The following is a 15,522-nucleotide window of genomic DNA, read 5'->3' on the forward strand; positions in this document are numbered from 1 at the left end:
AATAATTTCTTAAAACTCAATTATTGACCTTTTGGCTTAAATTTTGCTAATTGAAACCACTGAAAACTAAAAAAATCCGCATGTTAAAAAAACTACTATTCCAGCTAGTGTTGGTCTTACTGAGTTTCAACCTCTTAGCTCAAAAAGATAACGTAAAATTTGGAGATGTCAAGGCCTCCGACTTTCAAGACACCTACACCGATTTAGCCACAGACCCTCACGCCGTTGTACTGTACGACAGAGGCGATGTTACATTCCAGTATAGAACCGGAAGAGGTTTTGAGATTCAAACCGTATATCATATGCGGACACATATTTTAAATAAATCTCAACTAGATAAAGGAAATATTTCTATCAGATACTTTTCTGAGAAAAGCAGCAATGCTGATCAAATCTATGCCATAAAGGCCGTAACACATAACCTTGAAAACGGAAAAGTAGTAAGCTCGGAAATGGACAAAAAAAGCATTTTTAGAGAACAATTAAATGATGACTATTCTTCCAATACTTTCTCTCTGCCCAATGTTAAGGTAGGCTCAATAATAGAATATACCTACACCAAAAAGTCTGCCATGAGCCATACCAATAAACCTGGTGGTTGGCGATTTCAGGGTGAAAATCCGGTAAGGTGGAGCGAAATAAACGTAGAAATCCCCAATTATTTTTATTATCAAATAATGATGGGCGGTTATCTTCCCTTAGCCATTAATGAATCCAATACCACATCATTTTCTGTATCTGGACTGAACTTAAGAACCTCTGCCACGGTATACCGCTTTGCCGTTCAAAACGCCCCAGCTTTTAAAGATGAACCCTTCATCACCACCGAGAAGGATTATATTTCTAGGGTAGAGTTTGAGCTTTCCTCTGTAGACTTCCCAAATCAGCCCGCAAAGAATTATAATACGACCTGGAGTGAACTAGACGCCACACTTTTGAAATCAAACTCATGGGATGACTTCCTTAACGGGAGAGCAGACTTCGACAAACTGGCCGCTCCTTTTAAATCTATCGTGAATAAAAGAGAAAGAGCAGAGGCTATCTACAACTACATGATTAAAAACTTCTCTTGGAATAACTATGTAGGTGTCTTTACCGGAGATAAATTAAAAAAGGTTTTAGATGATAAAATTGGCTCTGTTACGGCATTGAACCTTATTACGTTTAGGCTAATGAAAGAAGCAGACTTAGAAGTCTATCCGGTTATTATGAGTACCCGAACCAATGGGAAAGTCAATAACATATATCCGCTTCTCGACAAATTCAACTACACCATTCTTAGTTTATATTTAGATGATGAAAAGCTATTTATTGACGTAACAGACCCCCTTTTGCCCATGGGGGTTTTGCCCAATAGAGCTCTATCCAATGAAGGCAGAGAAATATCCAATGGAATCGGCATGTTTGTTCCTCTTACTTCTACGGGGTCTTATTCGGAACTGGAAGAAATCTCTGTGGCATTTGACCTTGAAAATGGTCAGATAAAGGGGTCCATAAAAAGTATGAGTGACGGCTACCCCGCCAAAGACCTGAGAGAATCTATCAAAAAAATGGGAGAGGCCGACTTCAAAAAAGGCTTTCATGCAACATTCGCAGATTGGGAAATCTCCGAAATAAATATTGAAAACACAGAGCATACCGCTAGACCCATCACCACCTCGTTTAACTTCACTAAAGATGATGTAGGTGTTATGGTCGACATGATTTACCTCAATCCACTTCTTGTTGGCAAAATAAACGAGTCTCCTTTCAAAACTAAAAAAAGAGACTTCCCTATTGATTTTGCTCATAAGACCAACCAAACGGTCATGGCTAAATTTGAAATCCCTGAAGGTTTTGAAGTAGAAGAAATGCCAAAACCATTACACTTAGCCCTCCCAGATAATGGCGGAAAGTTCTTGTATCATACCGCTGTTTCTGGAAAAACCATCACGGTGGTATCTAGAATATCGGTCATGAAATCTTACTTTTTTGCCGACCAATATCCTTATCTCAAAGAGTTTTATGATATGATAGTGGAAAAACATGCGGAACAAATTGTCTTATCTAAAATTGAAAACTAAAATGAGCTATTCAAAAACAGTCCTTTCAATTTTAACATTTATCCTTTTAACCCATTTTGGAAGGGCTCAAAATTTGGCAGTATCAGAAATCCCAGAGGAACTCTTGGTGGGTGCGAACGCCGTGGTAAGGTTTGATAAAACCATTTTTGAAATAGAAAGCCCCAGTTCTTCCTACATTAGGAAACATTGGGCTATCACTATTTTAAATGATAGATCTACAGAAGAACATGCCTCATTCAGAGCCTTTTACGACAAATTCTCAAAAGTCAAGAAAATAGAAGGTATTCTTTATGATTCTAACGGCGAGGTCATCAAGAAACTGCATTCAAAAGATATGCAGGATTACAGCATGAGTGCGTTTTCTAATGGCGTCTTTGATAATAGAGTGATTTTGGCTCAGTTCTCCACAGAAAACATAAGCTATCCGTTCACGGTAGAATTCAGTTTTGAAAAACAAGATAAAAACATGATGTTTTTTCCCAGCTGGTCTCCTATCTCTGAAGAAAACTTGGCAGTGATGGCGTCCACCTTTGAAGTAAACGCAAACAATATCCCTTTTAGAGTTTTAGAACAAGGCATTGACAGGCCAGAAATTAAAAAGTCTGTAACGCACCCTTTCAAAAAAAGCTGGTCTGCTCAAAATCTAAAACGAGAAACCTTTGAAAAATACTCTCACTTTGAAAACCTCCCCTTGGTACTAACGGCTCCAACGGTATTTGAAATTGAAAAATACCAAGGTCAAATGAACAGCTGGAGTGATATTTCCAGTTTCTATGCAAAACTCAATGAGCACAGAGACCAACTTCCAGAAGACACCAAGAAACAACTCGCCAGCCTTATAAAGCCAGGCATGACGCAAAGCGAAAAGGTGAAAATCACCTATGAGTTCATGCAATCTCACACCCGATACATGAGTATTCAGTTGGGCATAGGTGGTTGGCAAACCATGGAAGCCTCTGAAGTAGCCAAAGGCGGCTATGGGGACTGTAAGGCATTGACCAATTACACCATAGCCCTATTAAAATCCATTGACATTCAGGCTTTTCCAGTACTCATCATGGCCGGAAAAAGCCACGCCAAAAACAGAGAGAACTTTCCAAACATGAGTTTTAATCATGTGATAGCCTGCGTACCTTCAGAAAAAGATACCATTTGGCTAGAATGCACCAGTCAAACAGAGCCCATGGGTTTTTTAGGCAGTTTCACGGGCAACCGTAAAGGTCTTCTTATTAAGCCTGAGGGTGGGCATTTAGTAAACACAAAATCCTATTTGGCTCCAGAAAATTTCCAAAAACGTACGGCAGAAGTTTGGCTAGAGCAAGACGGAAATGCAAATGTCACTATTCGCTCCAGCTACGGAGGCATTCAACAAATGACCAGAACCGGTATGGTTCTTAACGGAACGGAAGACGAGAAAAAGGAATATTTAAATAATAATATCAAAATATCGAGCTTTGAACTGGGCGAATTCGATTACAAAATTCACAAAAAAGTCCTTCCAGAAATAGAGGAGAACATTAGTCTGAAGGCCAGAAAATTGGCTTCCGCCAGTGGGACACGGCTATTTTTCAAAGCAAATATTTTAAGCGGATTTTATAGTACACCTATAGAGAAAGAAGAAAGAACCACAGCACTGTTCCTTAATCCGAATGTCTATACCGTAGAAGACTCGGACGAAATCCTTTTTCATATTCCTGAAGGTTATAAAACAGAGAAATCTCCCAATGAGATCTTACTGGAAAGCCCATTTGGAACTTATGTTTCTAGGGTGAGCAGAGCAGATAACAATATCAATTATTACAGAAAAGTCACACTCACGGGTGGCACTTATGACAAGGCACTCTATACAGAGTGGGTTAACTTTATCAAATCCATCAATAAAGCCGATAATCAGCGGATAGTTTTGGTCAAGGGCGGCACTTGATAAAAAAAGACACACCCTAGGACGCTGTTCAAATGGGTAGCGTGGTGTGTACTGTTGATACAAAATCAACAAATTTCTTCCTTAGTGTAATTGTTATAAAGTGGTAATTCAATTTTAGGAAAAGCTCATTTCCAAAACGCCTCTTTTTGCCAATTTTGAGGGAATCCCATTTCCTTTTCTTGTAATAAAGGACAGCCTTTCATTAATGTGAGCAAGTTCTGTTTAAAGCTATGATTCGGACTTATAATATTCAAAATAAACACCATATTGCAGATATAGGCGTAAATCTTATTTGCATGAAAATTTCTATCTCTTACGTACGCCCCAGAGGTTTTTCTTGGAATCACAGTTTTCATTAATCTACGGTTCCATATTCGCCCATGATGTGCACATATATTCCTCAAAACACTAAAACAATACATCCAATTTTCTAAGATTCCCGCACTTGGGAGTCCAAAATGTTTAGATACATCCGATTTACATTTATCCTTTCTCAAATTGGCAAACATTTTTGAAAGCAAACCCATACTACTTACTTCCAAGCTCATCCAACTGGGTGGATATTTCGGAGTTGTATATTTTGATTTATAATGTTTTATAAAAGTTTCATTGCTTCTATCCACTTCTTTGTGAAGCGATGCTATCTGCTCAGCAAAAAACACGGAATTATAAAATAAACTAGGATTTAAGTGCCAGTGGCTTCCGTATTGCAACGCATAATTATAAATTATTTGCGTTCTGAGGGCAATCTCAATCTTCTCAATAGCATTGAAAATCAATAACCTTAATTGCCTATCAAAAACATAAAGCTGAATGATTTCTTCGAAATTTACTGTCCTATAAAAAGGATGATTCTCAGAGCTATTATCTTGAAAAGGATATGTATAAGCCCTTAATCTATAATAACTTATATTTGACAAATAATGAGCGGCTTTCTTTTCATCACCTATCTTCAAACCTCTTTCCTTAAGCACCTCAATCTGCTTTTGTATGCTAAATGGTAATTTAGTGTATTTCATCTGTGTAGCATTGTAAGGTTTGAGAACCCTATAAAATCGAAAACCTGCCGAAGTGAGCATCGTAGAGAGGCCTGGCAGGTATTATTGGTTACAAAACAACTATTTAAAGTATCAAGTTCCTAATTTCAGTTTGGTAATTTTCTTAGCATCTTGAATGAAATAAGCTTCTATGTTCTTGTTAAGTGATAAGCGAGCTGACTTTTCGCTAAAAAAAATAAATCTAAATAAGAAATGAAATTTGGTTCTAAACAACATTAAGGCCAAAGCCCTTCCACAAAAAAGCCGCTGAGAATTATCCCTCAGCGGCTTAAATATTCAAAAACCGTCAATTAAAGTCTAGTCACTTTAAGGTTCTTCCACTCCACTTTGATTCCTCCACCATCATGGATTTGAAGAGCTATAGCACCTTCTGCTGCTCCTATTTTATCGTCGGTTAGGGTAATCATTTCATGACCATTTAACCAAGTAGTAATGGTAGGACCTACTACTTTCACTTTCATGGTATTCCACTCGCCCATTTTAAGATACTTATCTTTTGCTGGATCTGGCTTAATCAACCAACCTCTTCCGTAAGACTCGTAAACACCACCCGTATCATGTCCTGGAGGGGCTACTTCTGCCTGCCATCCAGAAACCTTAGTACCATCTATAGACGAGCGAATAAAAATACCGCTGTTTCCATTCGCTTGCTGACGAAAATCTACCGTTACTTCAAAGTCTTTGAAGCTTTCGTTGGTTCCTAAATAACCATAGCCTTTATCTGGGCCACTTTCACATACTAAAAGTCCATCTTCCACAAACCATTTTTCAGTACCATAAATGGTCCAACCCGTCAGGTCTTTACCATTAAAGAGAGATGTCTTTTTTCCTTTTTGAGCCATGCCTTCAAAGCTCATCAAAAAACAAAAAGAGGCTATAAGAATAAGCGACTTCTTCATAATTTATTATTTCGATTTGGTTTTGTTTAATTAAATCCTGTGACCAATATAATTCAATAATATTACTCTTCCGTTTCTGAACTCCAAATTTGGCTAGAAAGTCGACTATCTGCCTAAGTAACCTTAAATATGTATACATTGAGAGTCTGTTTGTTCTCTGAAAATTCTGTTTTCGAAAATGAAACTCTTTGACTAATTTCAGAAATGTGTCTAAATTGTAATAAAAACAATCTTATGAAAATATTAACCGTCCTTATTTCCATCCTATCGTTTGCAGCATCAGCTCAAACCAGTCAGCAAATAAAAGATGCCCTATTGCCCTTAGATGAAAGTGACCGTGAAAACGCCACCGTAATGGCCTATAATTCGAAAAATGTCCTTGAAGTAGCAAAAAAAGGAAGCAATAGCCTTATATGTTTGGCAGACGACCCTTCTGCTGATGGCTTTTCAGTGGCTTGCTATCACCAAAACCTTGACCCATTTATGGCTAGAGGCCGAGCTTTGAAAGCAGAAGGTAGAAGCCGTGATGAAATAGAGCAAATAAGAGAAAAAGAAGCTGCCGCTGGCCAACTAAAAATGCCAGAAAAAGCCTCTACCCTATATGTATTAAGTGGAAAAACCAAAGAAGATGCCAATCTGAGATGGGTGGTTTACATTCCTTGGGCTACCGCCGAAAGCACAGGACTTCCTATAAAACCATTATCTGCAGGTGCTCCATGGATTATGTTTCCTGGAAGTTATAGAGCACATATCATGATCACACCAGCTCCTTAAAAATCTTACCCTTACAAAACCCTATTCAATGACCCTGACATTAAAAAAACAATCTATTCTTAGTCTGCTCGTCTTTTTACTCTTTTCTAATTTCATGAGCCATGCTCAAAGTCTCGTAAAAGAAGGGGCGACACTCCAGTTGGTTTCCGACCAATTTGCTTTTACGGAAGGTCCTGCCGTGGATAAGAAAGGAAACATTTTCTTTACCGATCAGCCCAACGACAAAATTTGGAAATATTCCAATAAAGGTGTTTTGAGTCTGTATATGGACAAATCTGGCCGAGCAAACGGTTTATTTTTCGATAAGCAAGGGAATCTCATTGCCTGTGCCGATGGCGATAACGAACTCTGGAAAATAGATAAGAAAAAAAACGTCACGGTTTTAACTAAAAACTGGGAAGGTAAAAGGTTAAACGGGCCCAATGACCTCTGGATTGATGAAAAAGGAGGTATGTATTTCTCCGACCCTTTTTACAAAAGAGACTATTGGAAACATACCGAAAGCGAGCAAGAGGAACAACGCGTCTTTTACAGAAGCCCAGCCGGAAAGGTGACTATTGCAGCAGATGGATTTGTGAGACCAAACGGACTTGTTGGTGATAAAAAAAACAAGAAGATCTATTTGACAGATATTGGCGACAAGAAAACCTATGTTTATGATATTGCTACAGATGGCACTTTGAGCCAAAAGTCGCTTTTCTGCGAGCAAGGTTCAGACGGTATGACGCTAGACGAACATGGCAATGTCTATTTGGTGGGCAAAGGCGTCACCATCTATAATCCAAAAGGGGAAATTATAGAAAAGATAGATGTACCGGAAGGCTGGACGGCCAATATCACCTTTGGTGGTAAAGACAGACAAACGCTTTTTATCACCGCCTCGAAATCTGTTTACACCATCGCAATGAATGTAAAAGGAGCTCAATAATATAACAAAAAACAAAATCACTTAAATGACCCATTTTAGAAATCTTAAAATTGCCGCTGCCTTTTTTGCCAGCTTAACCCTAATACAGTGCAGCCCAAAAGCAGATGCGGAGTCTACCGAAGAAACAGACACTGTCACTGAGAGTATAGCCTTAGGCGTGGGAGCCACAGCCATAGAAGGTGCAGAAATGTACATGGATGGCACCAAAGAAATTCTTTTCGATAAATGGGAATACTGGAAGGGCCCAGGCTTCTTGGCCGCGGACCCTATAAAATGGTTGCCCGTAGAAAACCAAGAGACCGGAAAGTTTGCCATTAGCAGTAATGACCCCGCCAGTAAAGGTGGAAAATACGGCTCTAGTGATATTGTAACCAAAAAGAAGTTCAACGACTTTAGAGCACACGTAGAGTTTTTTATTGCCACAGAAGGTGGAAACTCAGGTGTTTACCTTCAAAACAGATATGAAATACAGGTTTTAGATGGCGACACCACGTCTCATGGTATGGCCGCCGTTATCAACGAATCAGAATCTCCATACCATTTATATAAAGGTGTGGGCACATGGAACGCCTACGATATACAATTTAGAGCCGCAAGGTTTGATGCCGATGGCAAGCTTACCGAAAAACCAGTGGTCACTTTATATTTCAACGGAGAAAAAGCTCATGAAAATGTGACGATTAACCAAGTTTGGGGCGGAGAGAAATCTGGTTTAGACGGTGGAAATGATGGTGGTAAAGGCATTACGAATGTGCCTGGAGGATTGAAGCTTCAAGCCGAAGGCCATGATGTACTTTACAGAAACATCTGGATTAAAGAGATGAACTTTGAAAATGCAGATACGAACTTCTAGCTTCGGCAAGTTCAGCTACCGGTTCTTCACACTTCAAGAAGCTCAGCGTTAACATCGATGGACACATTGTAAACGCTCCGTGAAGACCATGCTGTTCATTTCTAATGGACACTCACTTTATAATATGAGGTGATTTGGAGGAAACTTTTGTTGGGCACTTTTAAATACTATTTTTCGGCTAAGTGAATGGATGCTGCTTACTTAGCCCTACTTATTTTAAACATTAATAATGAACAGGAGAGATATTATAAAATCTACTTTAGCCACGGGTGCCGCTTTGGCTTTGGGTAGTCAGCAGGACTTAATGGCCGCCAGTGGACCAAAGAAAAAACACAATTTCAGTTTCTGCTTGAATACAAGCACCATCATGAAACAGAATCTTGGCCTGATGGCGGAAATTGAAACCGCTGCCAAAGCTGGTTTTGATGGCATTGAAATATGGATGAGAACTTTAGAAGCCTATGTTAAAGCAGGCGGAAAACTGTCTGACGTTAAAAAGAAAGCTTCCGATCTGGGCATCGTGATTGAAGATTCCATAGGCTTTGCCGAATGGGTGGTGGATAATGATGAGAAAAGAAATAAAGCCATAGAGCAAACCAAAAGAGAGATGGACATGTTGGCTCAGATTGGTTGCAAAAGAATTGCAGCACCGCCCTTTGGTGCCACCAAAGAGCCGGGCTTAGACCTTAAAAAAGCCGCGGAACGCTTTAACGTTATCTGTGATTTAGGAGATGAAATGGGTGTTTTGCCGCAACTAGAACTTTGGGGTTTCTCTCAAAATCTTCACCTTTTCGGAGAAACACTTTTTGTAGCGGCGGAGTCTGGACACCCTCGTGCGGTTATACTGCCAGATGTTTATCACCTCAGAAGAGGCGGATCGCCATTTCAAGCCCTAGAAATGATCAATGGCAGTAAAATACAGATGTTTCATATGAACGACTACCCTGGAAACATCGAAAAGAATTTGTTGACAGATGCCATGAGGGTCATGCCTGGCGATGGAGATGCTCCGTTTAAAGAGATTTTGGGTATCTTAAATGCCAAAAATGTGCCTATTGCTCTCTCTCTAGAGATCTTTAATGAAGACGTTTGGAAAATGGATGCCTTAGAAGCCAGTAAACTGGGACTCGCCAAGATGAAAGCGGTGGTGGCTCAAGCGATTTCTTAAACCCAATTAAAAAACCTCATAAAAGTAAAAATTAACATCACCTAACCAATCACTATAAGAGGTGCGATGACCTCACCACATAAGACAATAGTTTGCCCTCTTTGAGGGCAAACTAGCTCTTAGCGAACATTTTATTTGGATTCATGTAGAGGAGAAAGGCTATAAAGGACCGACTTTCTTGACTATAAAATTGACCGTAAACTAAGAATAACATAAAATATCATTCCATTTGATAACACTATGATTAGTTTCCGTTTCTGTGTTTCAAAGATGGGCATTTAAGAAAACAACTATATACCCTACCCTAGGGTGAAAAGTATTTGATATGGCAAAAAAAAGTTTTGAAGAGGAATTTATTGATATCCAAAAGTTTGTAAAAGAGCTTTATGGTGACTTAGATAGCCACGAGGGCATCATCCCTGAAAGTCAACAAAATGAAGAGCTGGAGAAACTAAAAATTGGTAGAAGACAAGAGACCTTTTACTTTGTGGTGGACTTTTTAAAACTAGAACTGACAGGAATTAACGGATTGGAAGAACTAGGCTTTTCCGAAAACCAATTTACCTATAAAGACTACCTCCGTTTACTTCCAGAAGGCTCCATGAGGCAGCTCATTTTTTTGCTGGGCAAGCAAACCTTTAGAATGGCAGATAAAACTTTTATCAGCTTTATGAAGCCTAAATTTGTGGCATTGGTACCCATCCGAAATAAAGATGGAGAAACACTACTCTGTAAAAGAACCATTTCCGTTTGGCAGATGTCGAAGGAAGGGAAAATCCTTTCTTATTTGTCGGAGTTTGTGATTGTAAAGCCTTTTGAAAACGAAGCTCCAAATCCTAGGTTTTATGATGTAGACTTAGGCCTAAGAGAAATCTTTGATGGATTGGTCAAAAGTATCTTTAACAACCTCCCGCAAAAAGAAAATCCCTTTACCACAAGGGAACTGTTATTGCTCAATTTATATGTGAAGGCTTCTGGAAAACCCATGACCGCCAAAGACGTTGCAGAAAAGGAAAACCTTTCTATTCAGACGGTACACAGTTATAATAAAAACATTCTGAACAAAGCCAGACTTTTTTTTAATGACACCCAATTTAAATCGGCTGCCGATGTGGCTGTTTTTATGAAAAAAACGGGTTTATTGACATAAGGCTCACAACTTAAAAACATATTTCTTCACACCCGTTTTAAAAACATTATACCACAGCGTACTTAATTTACAGTAGTACAACTCTAGCATTTCCATTTCCGAATTGGCATTTAAGCCTGCATGGATAATGGGGCCATGGAAAAGCGTATAACGCATCACATCGTTTTGCACCCACTTTATCTTATTGGTGATTGACCCTCCGAGTAAATAAGGTTTTTCAAACTTTCTGGCCAACTTATAGGCACTCCAAAACATATACCCATAGTACATCATCTCTAATGTGGCAGACTTTTCTGTCTTATAATTGCAGGTAATCTCCATAATTTGAGCCTCCGTTATGCGGTGTTCGTTATGGTCTAGAATCCTTTGCTTTACGGGCTCCTCAAAAAAATGAAAATACCGGAGTGGAGACAGCTCTACCATATTCAGCACAAAACCCGCTACCGGTTTTTCGGCATGGTAAAACTGAAACACATAGGCTTTTTCCAAGCAGGCTAAATCCACTTCAAAACCAGAGGCATTGAAATAATTATGGCTGAAATTTAGAAGTTCGTCGGGTGCGGTAACCCGACGAAAAGTATAAGGTGATAGTTTCATGGTATGAAGTGGTGGTTTATACTTATAAAAGTAACAAAACCAAACCATAAAACTATCTAACGGCTACAAAAGTCTATTGGCCAAGTTCGCCAATTCAGAACGCTCCCCTTTCGCCAATTTTATATGAGAAAAAAGATGATTCCCTTTCAGTTTATCTATCAGATAGGTCAGTCCATTAGACTGCTCATCCATATAGGGCGTGTCTATCTGGGCAATATCTCCCGTAAAAACAATTTTGGTTCCCTCCCCTGCCCTGGTAATAATGGTTTTGACCTCATGCGGCGTTAAGTTTTGAGCTTCGTCAATAATAAACATGACATTAGAAAGGCTACGCCCTCTTATAAAAGCCAATGCCGTGATAGACAATTTGCCGTTTTCCTGCATTTCATCAATGGCCTTGCTCTTCTTCTCCGTTTCCTTAAACTGCCCTTTAATAAACTTCAGGTTGTCAAAAAGTGGCTGCATATAAGGAGACACCTTTTCTTCCGCACCTCCTGGTAAGAAACCAATTTCTCTATTGCTCAATGGAACAATAGGTCTCGCCAAAATAATCTGATGGTATTTATTTCTTTGCTCCAAAGCCGCCGCTAAGGCCAACAGCGTTTTCCCTGTACCCGCCACGCCTTCTATGGCCACCAGTTTTATTTCATCGTTTAGTAAGGAGTCTAAAGCAAAAATCTGCTCGGTATTTTTGGGTTTTATACCATAAGCATAACTGCTTTCTACCCGATGAAGCATGTCGGTATTTAAATCATATCGTGCCAAAGCCGACTCCGTTCCATTCTTTAAGGTGAAATAGGCATTGGCCGATTTAGATTTACCTAGCATTCCGTTTTCTTTCACCACACCTTTCACATAAAGGTTATGTATAAACTCAGAATCGAGTTTTTCAAAAGCCTGATAACCCTCCGATAGGTTGGCCATATCTTTGACCTTACCCGTGAGGTAATCCTCCGAACGCAGCCCTATGGCCCTGGCCTTTATTCTTAAATTAATGTCTTTGGTGACCAAAATGACATTCTCCTCAGGAGAATTAACCTTTAAAGACAAGGCCGCATTGATGATGCGGTGATCATTCTTGTCACTTCCAAAAACCTCTGAAGCATCAACCTTCAGCTTCTCCGACTTCATTAAGATTTTCAACCTGCCCTTACTTTTGCCTAAGGCCACCCAGTTGTCAATCCCAGAAATGGTAGAAAGCTTATCTAAAAACCTGATAACTGCCCTGGCTTCAAAGTTGTTGGTATCGTTGCCCAGCTTAAAATTATCAAGCTCTTCTAAAACCGTAATGGGAATGGCGACGTCGTTGTCTTCGAAATTGCGGATGGCGTTGTGGTCAAATAATAAAACAGATGTATCTAATACAAATATTTTTTTTGATGATTTTTCTCCCATATTGACTCGTTTAGAAAGCGTTGGATCCGAAGAGTGTATCCTTATAAAAGTTTAAATGACCATAAATCCAGCACTTAAATTCGACAAGCATAGCATCGCTATGTTTAAAGTGACTTATTTAAAGGTCTTTAGAATTTATAATAGGTTTTCTAATGCACTTTTCGGGTTAATAATACATCAATATAGGGTGAAGCATAAGGACCAGACAAGTAAATGCCTCAGTTTATATTATCATAACACCGTATCATGGGTTATTTCATTAAAATTGTGCATCACAGGAGTAAAATCATCTTATTTAAGATGAAACATCGCGTTTCAAAAAACACAATTAGCCGAACTATTTCACCAGCTCTTTCGGTTTATAGGAGCATATGAGTACAACTATGCTTAAGGGAATTGCTGGCCTGTTTTTATTGACCTTATTTTCCTGTAATCCGGAAGAGAACAAAACAGAAGTAAAATACTTCTTCGATTTGGAAAGCATCATCCAGCAGGAAATAGCTTGGCTAGATACGCATAAACCAGAAGTTCAGAAGTTTGTCAAAATAAACGACAAAACGGAAGCGTTTCAAACCAAGGACATCGACTGGAAAAAGGAGCTGGAAATAATACTGCAGTCTGACATCAACAAGGCCGCCTACCGCTTAAGTTATGATACCAAAGAGACCGAGAATGAAATTAGCTACTACCTCAAAGAGGGTGAAAACCTACCGGTAAATTCATTGACTATTTTAAAGAACGAAAAAGGTGAGGTGATTAAAGTCATTTCAGAACATACCTCAGACAATTACCTGTACAGTTCTCACAAAAATATTATTGCACTATTCCAAGATGGACATCTTTCTTATTATGACATTAAAGGCTACCAAATGCTTTTTGTGGGCGGTAAGAAAAACTTTGAAATTAACGGAAAACTGTGATGCCCATACCAAGAAATAAAGCCCTTTAGTATAGCACTTATTATTGCTTTTTCCTATCTCCTCTTAAGCACTTCTCCCCTAAAAAAACTTTCGTCCGTATCAACACCCCCTTTAGCATATCCATATCCGATAATCAGCGTATGACCCGAGGGAAAACCTTTAAAATAATTTAACATCAAGGCTTTTGGGCTCTAGGAGAATGATACTTTGGTCAAAAGTATAGACCACCATACAAAATTTCGATACTTAGAGAACCGTTTTTGATTTTTCTGATATAAAGTTATACTATCAGACGAACCTTTGACCGAATAATAAAAAACCGGTCTATATTTTTTTGTTCGTAATCTCAAAATCCCATTCTTGCCGCCACTTAAGAGAGCAGCGAATATATTTTTTTCAGGTACTCGTTTCTCCTTAGATTGAAAACTAAAAAAATACGAATGAAAAAGGCACTGATAACCGGTATAACCGGTCAAGATGGGGCGTACCTTGCCGAGTTTTTACTGAACAAAGGCTATGAGGTACATGGTATAAAAAGAAGATCTTCTCTTTTTAACACTGCCAGAATAGACCACCTCTATCAAGACCTTCATGAAGCACACGTAAGATTTGTTTTACATTACGGTGACTTAAGTGATTCTACGAACCTCATCAGAATTATACAGGAAGTTCAGCCAGACGAAATTTACAACCTAGGAGCCATGTCTCATGTTAAAGTAAGTTTTGACCAACCAGAATATGTAGCCAATGTAGACGGCATAGGTACTCTACGTATCCTAGAAGCCATTAGAATCTTAGGCTTAATAGAGAAAACTAAAATTTATCAGGCTTCTACTTCAGAGTTATATGGTTTGGTTCAAGAAGTACCACAATCAGAAACGACACCATTTTACCCTCGTTCTCCATATGCGGTAGCCAAAATGTATGCCTATTGGATTACCGTGAATTACAGAGAGGCTTATAATATGTTTGCCTGTAATGGTATTCTATTCAACCATGAGTCTCCACTTAGGGGAGAAACCTTTGTAACCAGGAAAATCACGAGGGGCCTGGCACAAATGGTCATGGGATTGTCTGATTGCCTATATATGGGAAATCTGGATTCTAAAAGAGACTGGGGCCATGCCAAAGATTATATAGAAGCCATGTGGCTTATCCTTCAGCAGGAAAAAGCAGAAGACTTTGTGATAGCCACGGGTATCACCACCACCATTAGAGATTTCATCAAAATGGCTTTTGCAGAACTGGGCATTACTTTAAGCTTTACAGGTGAAGGTTTAGAAGAAATAGGAACGGTAGCATCTTGCTCTAATCCAGAATACCAGATTGCCATAGGACAGAAAGTAGTCGCCGTAGATCCTAAATACTTTAGACCAACAGAGGTGGATTTACTGATTGGTGACCCTTCCAAATGTAAAAAGAAATTAAACTGGACTCCAAAATACGATTTGCCAGCTCTGGTAAAAGACATGGTATGGTCTGATGTTAAATTATTTAAAGACAGGGGTGTTGCAGACCCTGTAGAGATGTACTAAAGTTCTCATCGTATTCAAGGCATTTTATAAAGTTTCAGCACCCTTCATAAGGTGCTGAAACAAGGTTTTAGAAATAAATATAGAGCGGGCAACTTATAGTATACTGCTCAGGTCAAATAATTTTAGGTTCCAACACCATGGGACTGAAAGGGCGGAGCCGTCTTGTAGGGCGTATTCCTGAAATAAAAAACACACAACATAGAAATAAAGCTAAAGCCGGCCCTAAGGACAATTCATAAAGTTTTCATCTTTATTTTT

At 39.0% G+C, this 15,522-nt stretch carries 13 protein-coding genes; 9 read left to right on the top strand and 4 right to left on the bottom strand.

The genetic code is table 11. From position 1 onward, the window contains the following. The first annotated feature begins 80 nt into the window (after nucleotides 1-80). Together ACTBZY_RS03525 and ACTBZY_RS03530 are read left to right on the top strand one after the other, a co-directional pair. On the top strand, nucleotides 81-2,063 hold the full coding sequence (locus ACTBZY_RS03525; RefSeq protein WP_463044950.1) for a DUF3857 domain-containing protein: 1,983 nt from the start codon (nucleotides 81-83) through the stop codon (nucleotides 2,061-2,063). A 1-nt stretch (nucleotide 2,064) separates the two neighbouring features. Beyond that, on the top strand, nucleotides 2,065-3,987 hold the full coding sequence (locus ACTBZY_RS03530) for a DUF3857 domain-containing protein (protein ID WP_463044951.1): 1,923 nt from the start codon (nucleotides 2,065-2,067) through the stop codon (nucleotides 3,985-3,987). Nucleotides 3,988-4,112: 125 nt separating this feature from the next. On the opposite strand, the gene ACTBZY_RS03535 is transcribed toward ACTBZY_RS03530, so the two are convergent. After that, nucleotides 4,113-5,006 carry an Abi family protein gene (locus tag ACTBZY_RS03535; RefSeq protein ID WP_463044952.1) on the bottom strand — a complete coding sequence of 298 codons (894 nt, stop codon included), beginning with the start codon at nucleotides 5,004-5,006 and terminating at the stop codon, nucleotides 4,113-4,115. Between the two features lie 329 nt (nucleotides 5,007-5,335). Then, on the bottom strand, nucleotides 5,336-5,944 hold the full coding sequence (locus ACTBZY_RS03540; RefSeq protein WP_463044953.1) for a 3-keto-disaccharide hydrolase: 609 nt from the start codon (nucleotides 5,942-5,944) through the stop codon (nucleotides 5,336-5,338). Between the two features lie 234 nt (nucleotides 5,945-6,178). On the opposite strand from ACTBZY_RS03540, the gene ACTBZY_RS03545 reads away from it, so the two are divergent. From ACTBZY_RS03545 to ACTBZY_RS03565, 5 genes are all read left to right on the top strand, one after another. Then, the gene (locus tag ACTBZY_RS03545) at nucleotides 6,179-6,718 is read left to right on the top strand and encodes a hypothetical protein (protein WP_463044954.1); all 540 of its coding nucleotides are present in this window, start codon (nucleotides 6,179-6,181) and stop codon (nucleotides 6,716-6,718) included. Nucleotides 6,719-6,746: 28 nt separating this feature from the next. Continuing rightward, nucleotides 6,747-7,646 carry an SMP-30/gluconolactonase/LRE family protein gene (locus ACTBZY_RS03550; RefSeq protein WP_463044955.1) on the top strand — a complete coding sequence of 300 codons (900 nt, stop codon included), beginning with the start codon at nucleotides 6,747-6,749 and terminating at the stop codon, nucleotides 7,644-7,646. A gap of 25 nt (nucleotides 7,647-7,671) precedes the next feature. Then, a complete protein-coding gene (locus ACTBZY_RS03555; RefSeq protein WP_463044956.1) occupies nucleotides 7,672-8,499 on the top strand; it encodes a 3-keto-disaccharide hydrolase in 828 nt (275 codons plus the stop codon). A 229-nt stretch (nucleotides 8,500-8,728) separates the two neighbouring features. Further along, nucleotides 8,729-9,667 (top strand): TIM barrel protein, encoded by a 939-nt coding sequence (locus ACTBZY_RS03560; RefSeq protein ID WP_463044957.1) that lies wholly within the window; start codon nucleotides 8,729-8,731, stop codon nucleotides 9,665-9,667. A 325-nt stretch (nucleotides 9,668-9,992) separates the two neighbouring features. Beyond that, nucleotides 9,993-10,817 carry a helix-turn-helix domain-containing protein gene (locus ACTBZY_RS03565; RefSeq protein ID WP_463044958.1) on the top strand — a complete coding sequence of 275 codons (825 nt, stop codon included), beginning with the start codon at nucleotides 9,993-9,995 and terminating at the stop codon, nucleotides 10,815-10,817. 3 nt (nucleotides 10,818-10,820) lie between these two features. On the opposite strand, the gene ACTBZY_RS03570 is transcribed toward ACTBZY_RS03565, so the two are convergent. Together ACTBZY_RS03570 and ACTBZY_RS03575 are read right to left on the bottom strand one after the other, a co-directional pair. Further along, nucleotides 10,821-11,414, bottom strand: a complete 594-nt coding sequence (locus ACTBZY_RS03570) for a hypothetical protein (protein ID WP_463044959.1) — start codon at nucleotides 11,412-11,414, stop codon at nucleotides 10,821-10,823. A 63-nt stretch (nucleotides 11,415-11,477) separates the two neighbouring features. Continuing rightward, entirely contained in the window at nucleotides 11,478-12,809 is a 1,332-nt protein-coding gene (locus tag ACTBZY_RS03575) for a PhoH family protein (RefSeq protein WP_463044960.1), read from the bottom strand. Between the two features lie 383 nt (nucleotides 12,810-13,192). On the opposite strand from ACTBZY_RS03575, the gene ACTBZY_RS03580 reads away from it, so the two are divergent. After that, the gene (locus ACTBZY_RS03580) at nucleotides 13,193-13,729 is read left to right on the top strand and encodes a hypothetical protein (RefSeq protein WP_463044961.1); all 537 of its coding nucleotides are present in this window, start codon (nucleotides 13,193-13,195) and stop codon (nucleotides 13,727-13,729) included. A 440-nt stretch (nucleotides 13,730-14,169) separates the two neighbouring features. Then, entirely contained in the window at nucleotides 14,170-15,264 is a 1,095-nt protein-coding gene (gene gmd, locus ACTBZY_RS03585; protein WP_463044962.1) for a GDP-mannose 4,6-dehydratase, read from the top strand. The last annotated feature ends 258 nt before the right edge of the window (nucleotides 15,265-15,522 follow it).

Source organism: Arcticibacterium sp. (assembly GCF_055134445.1).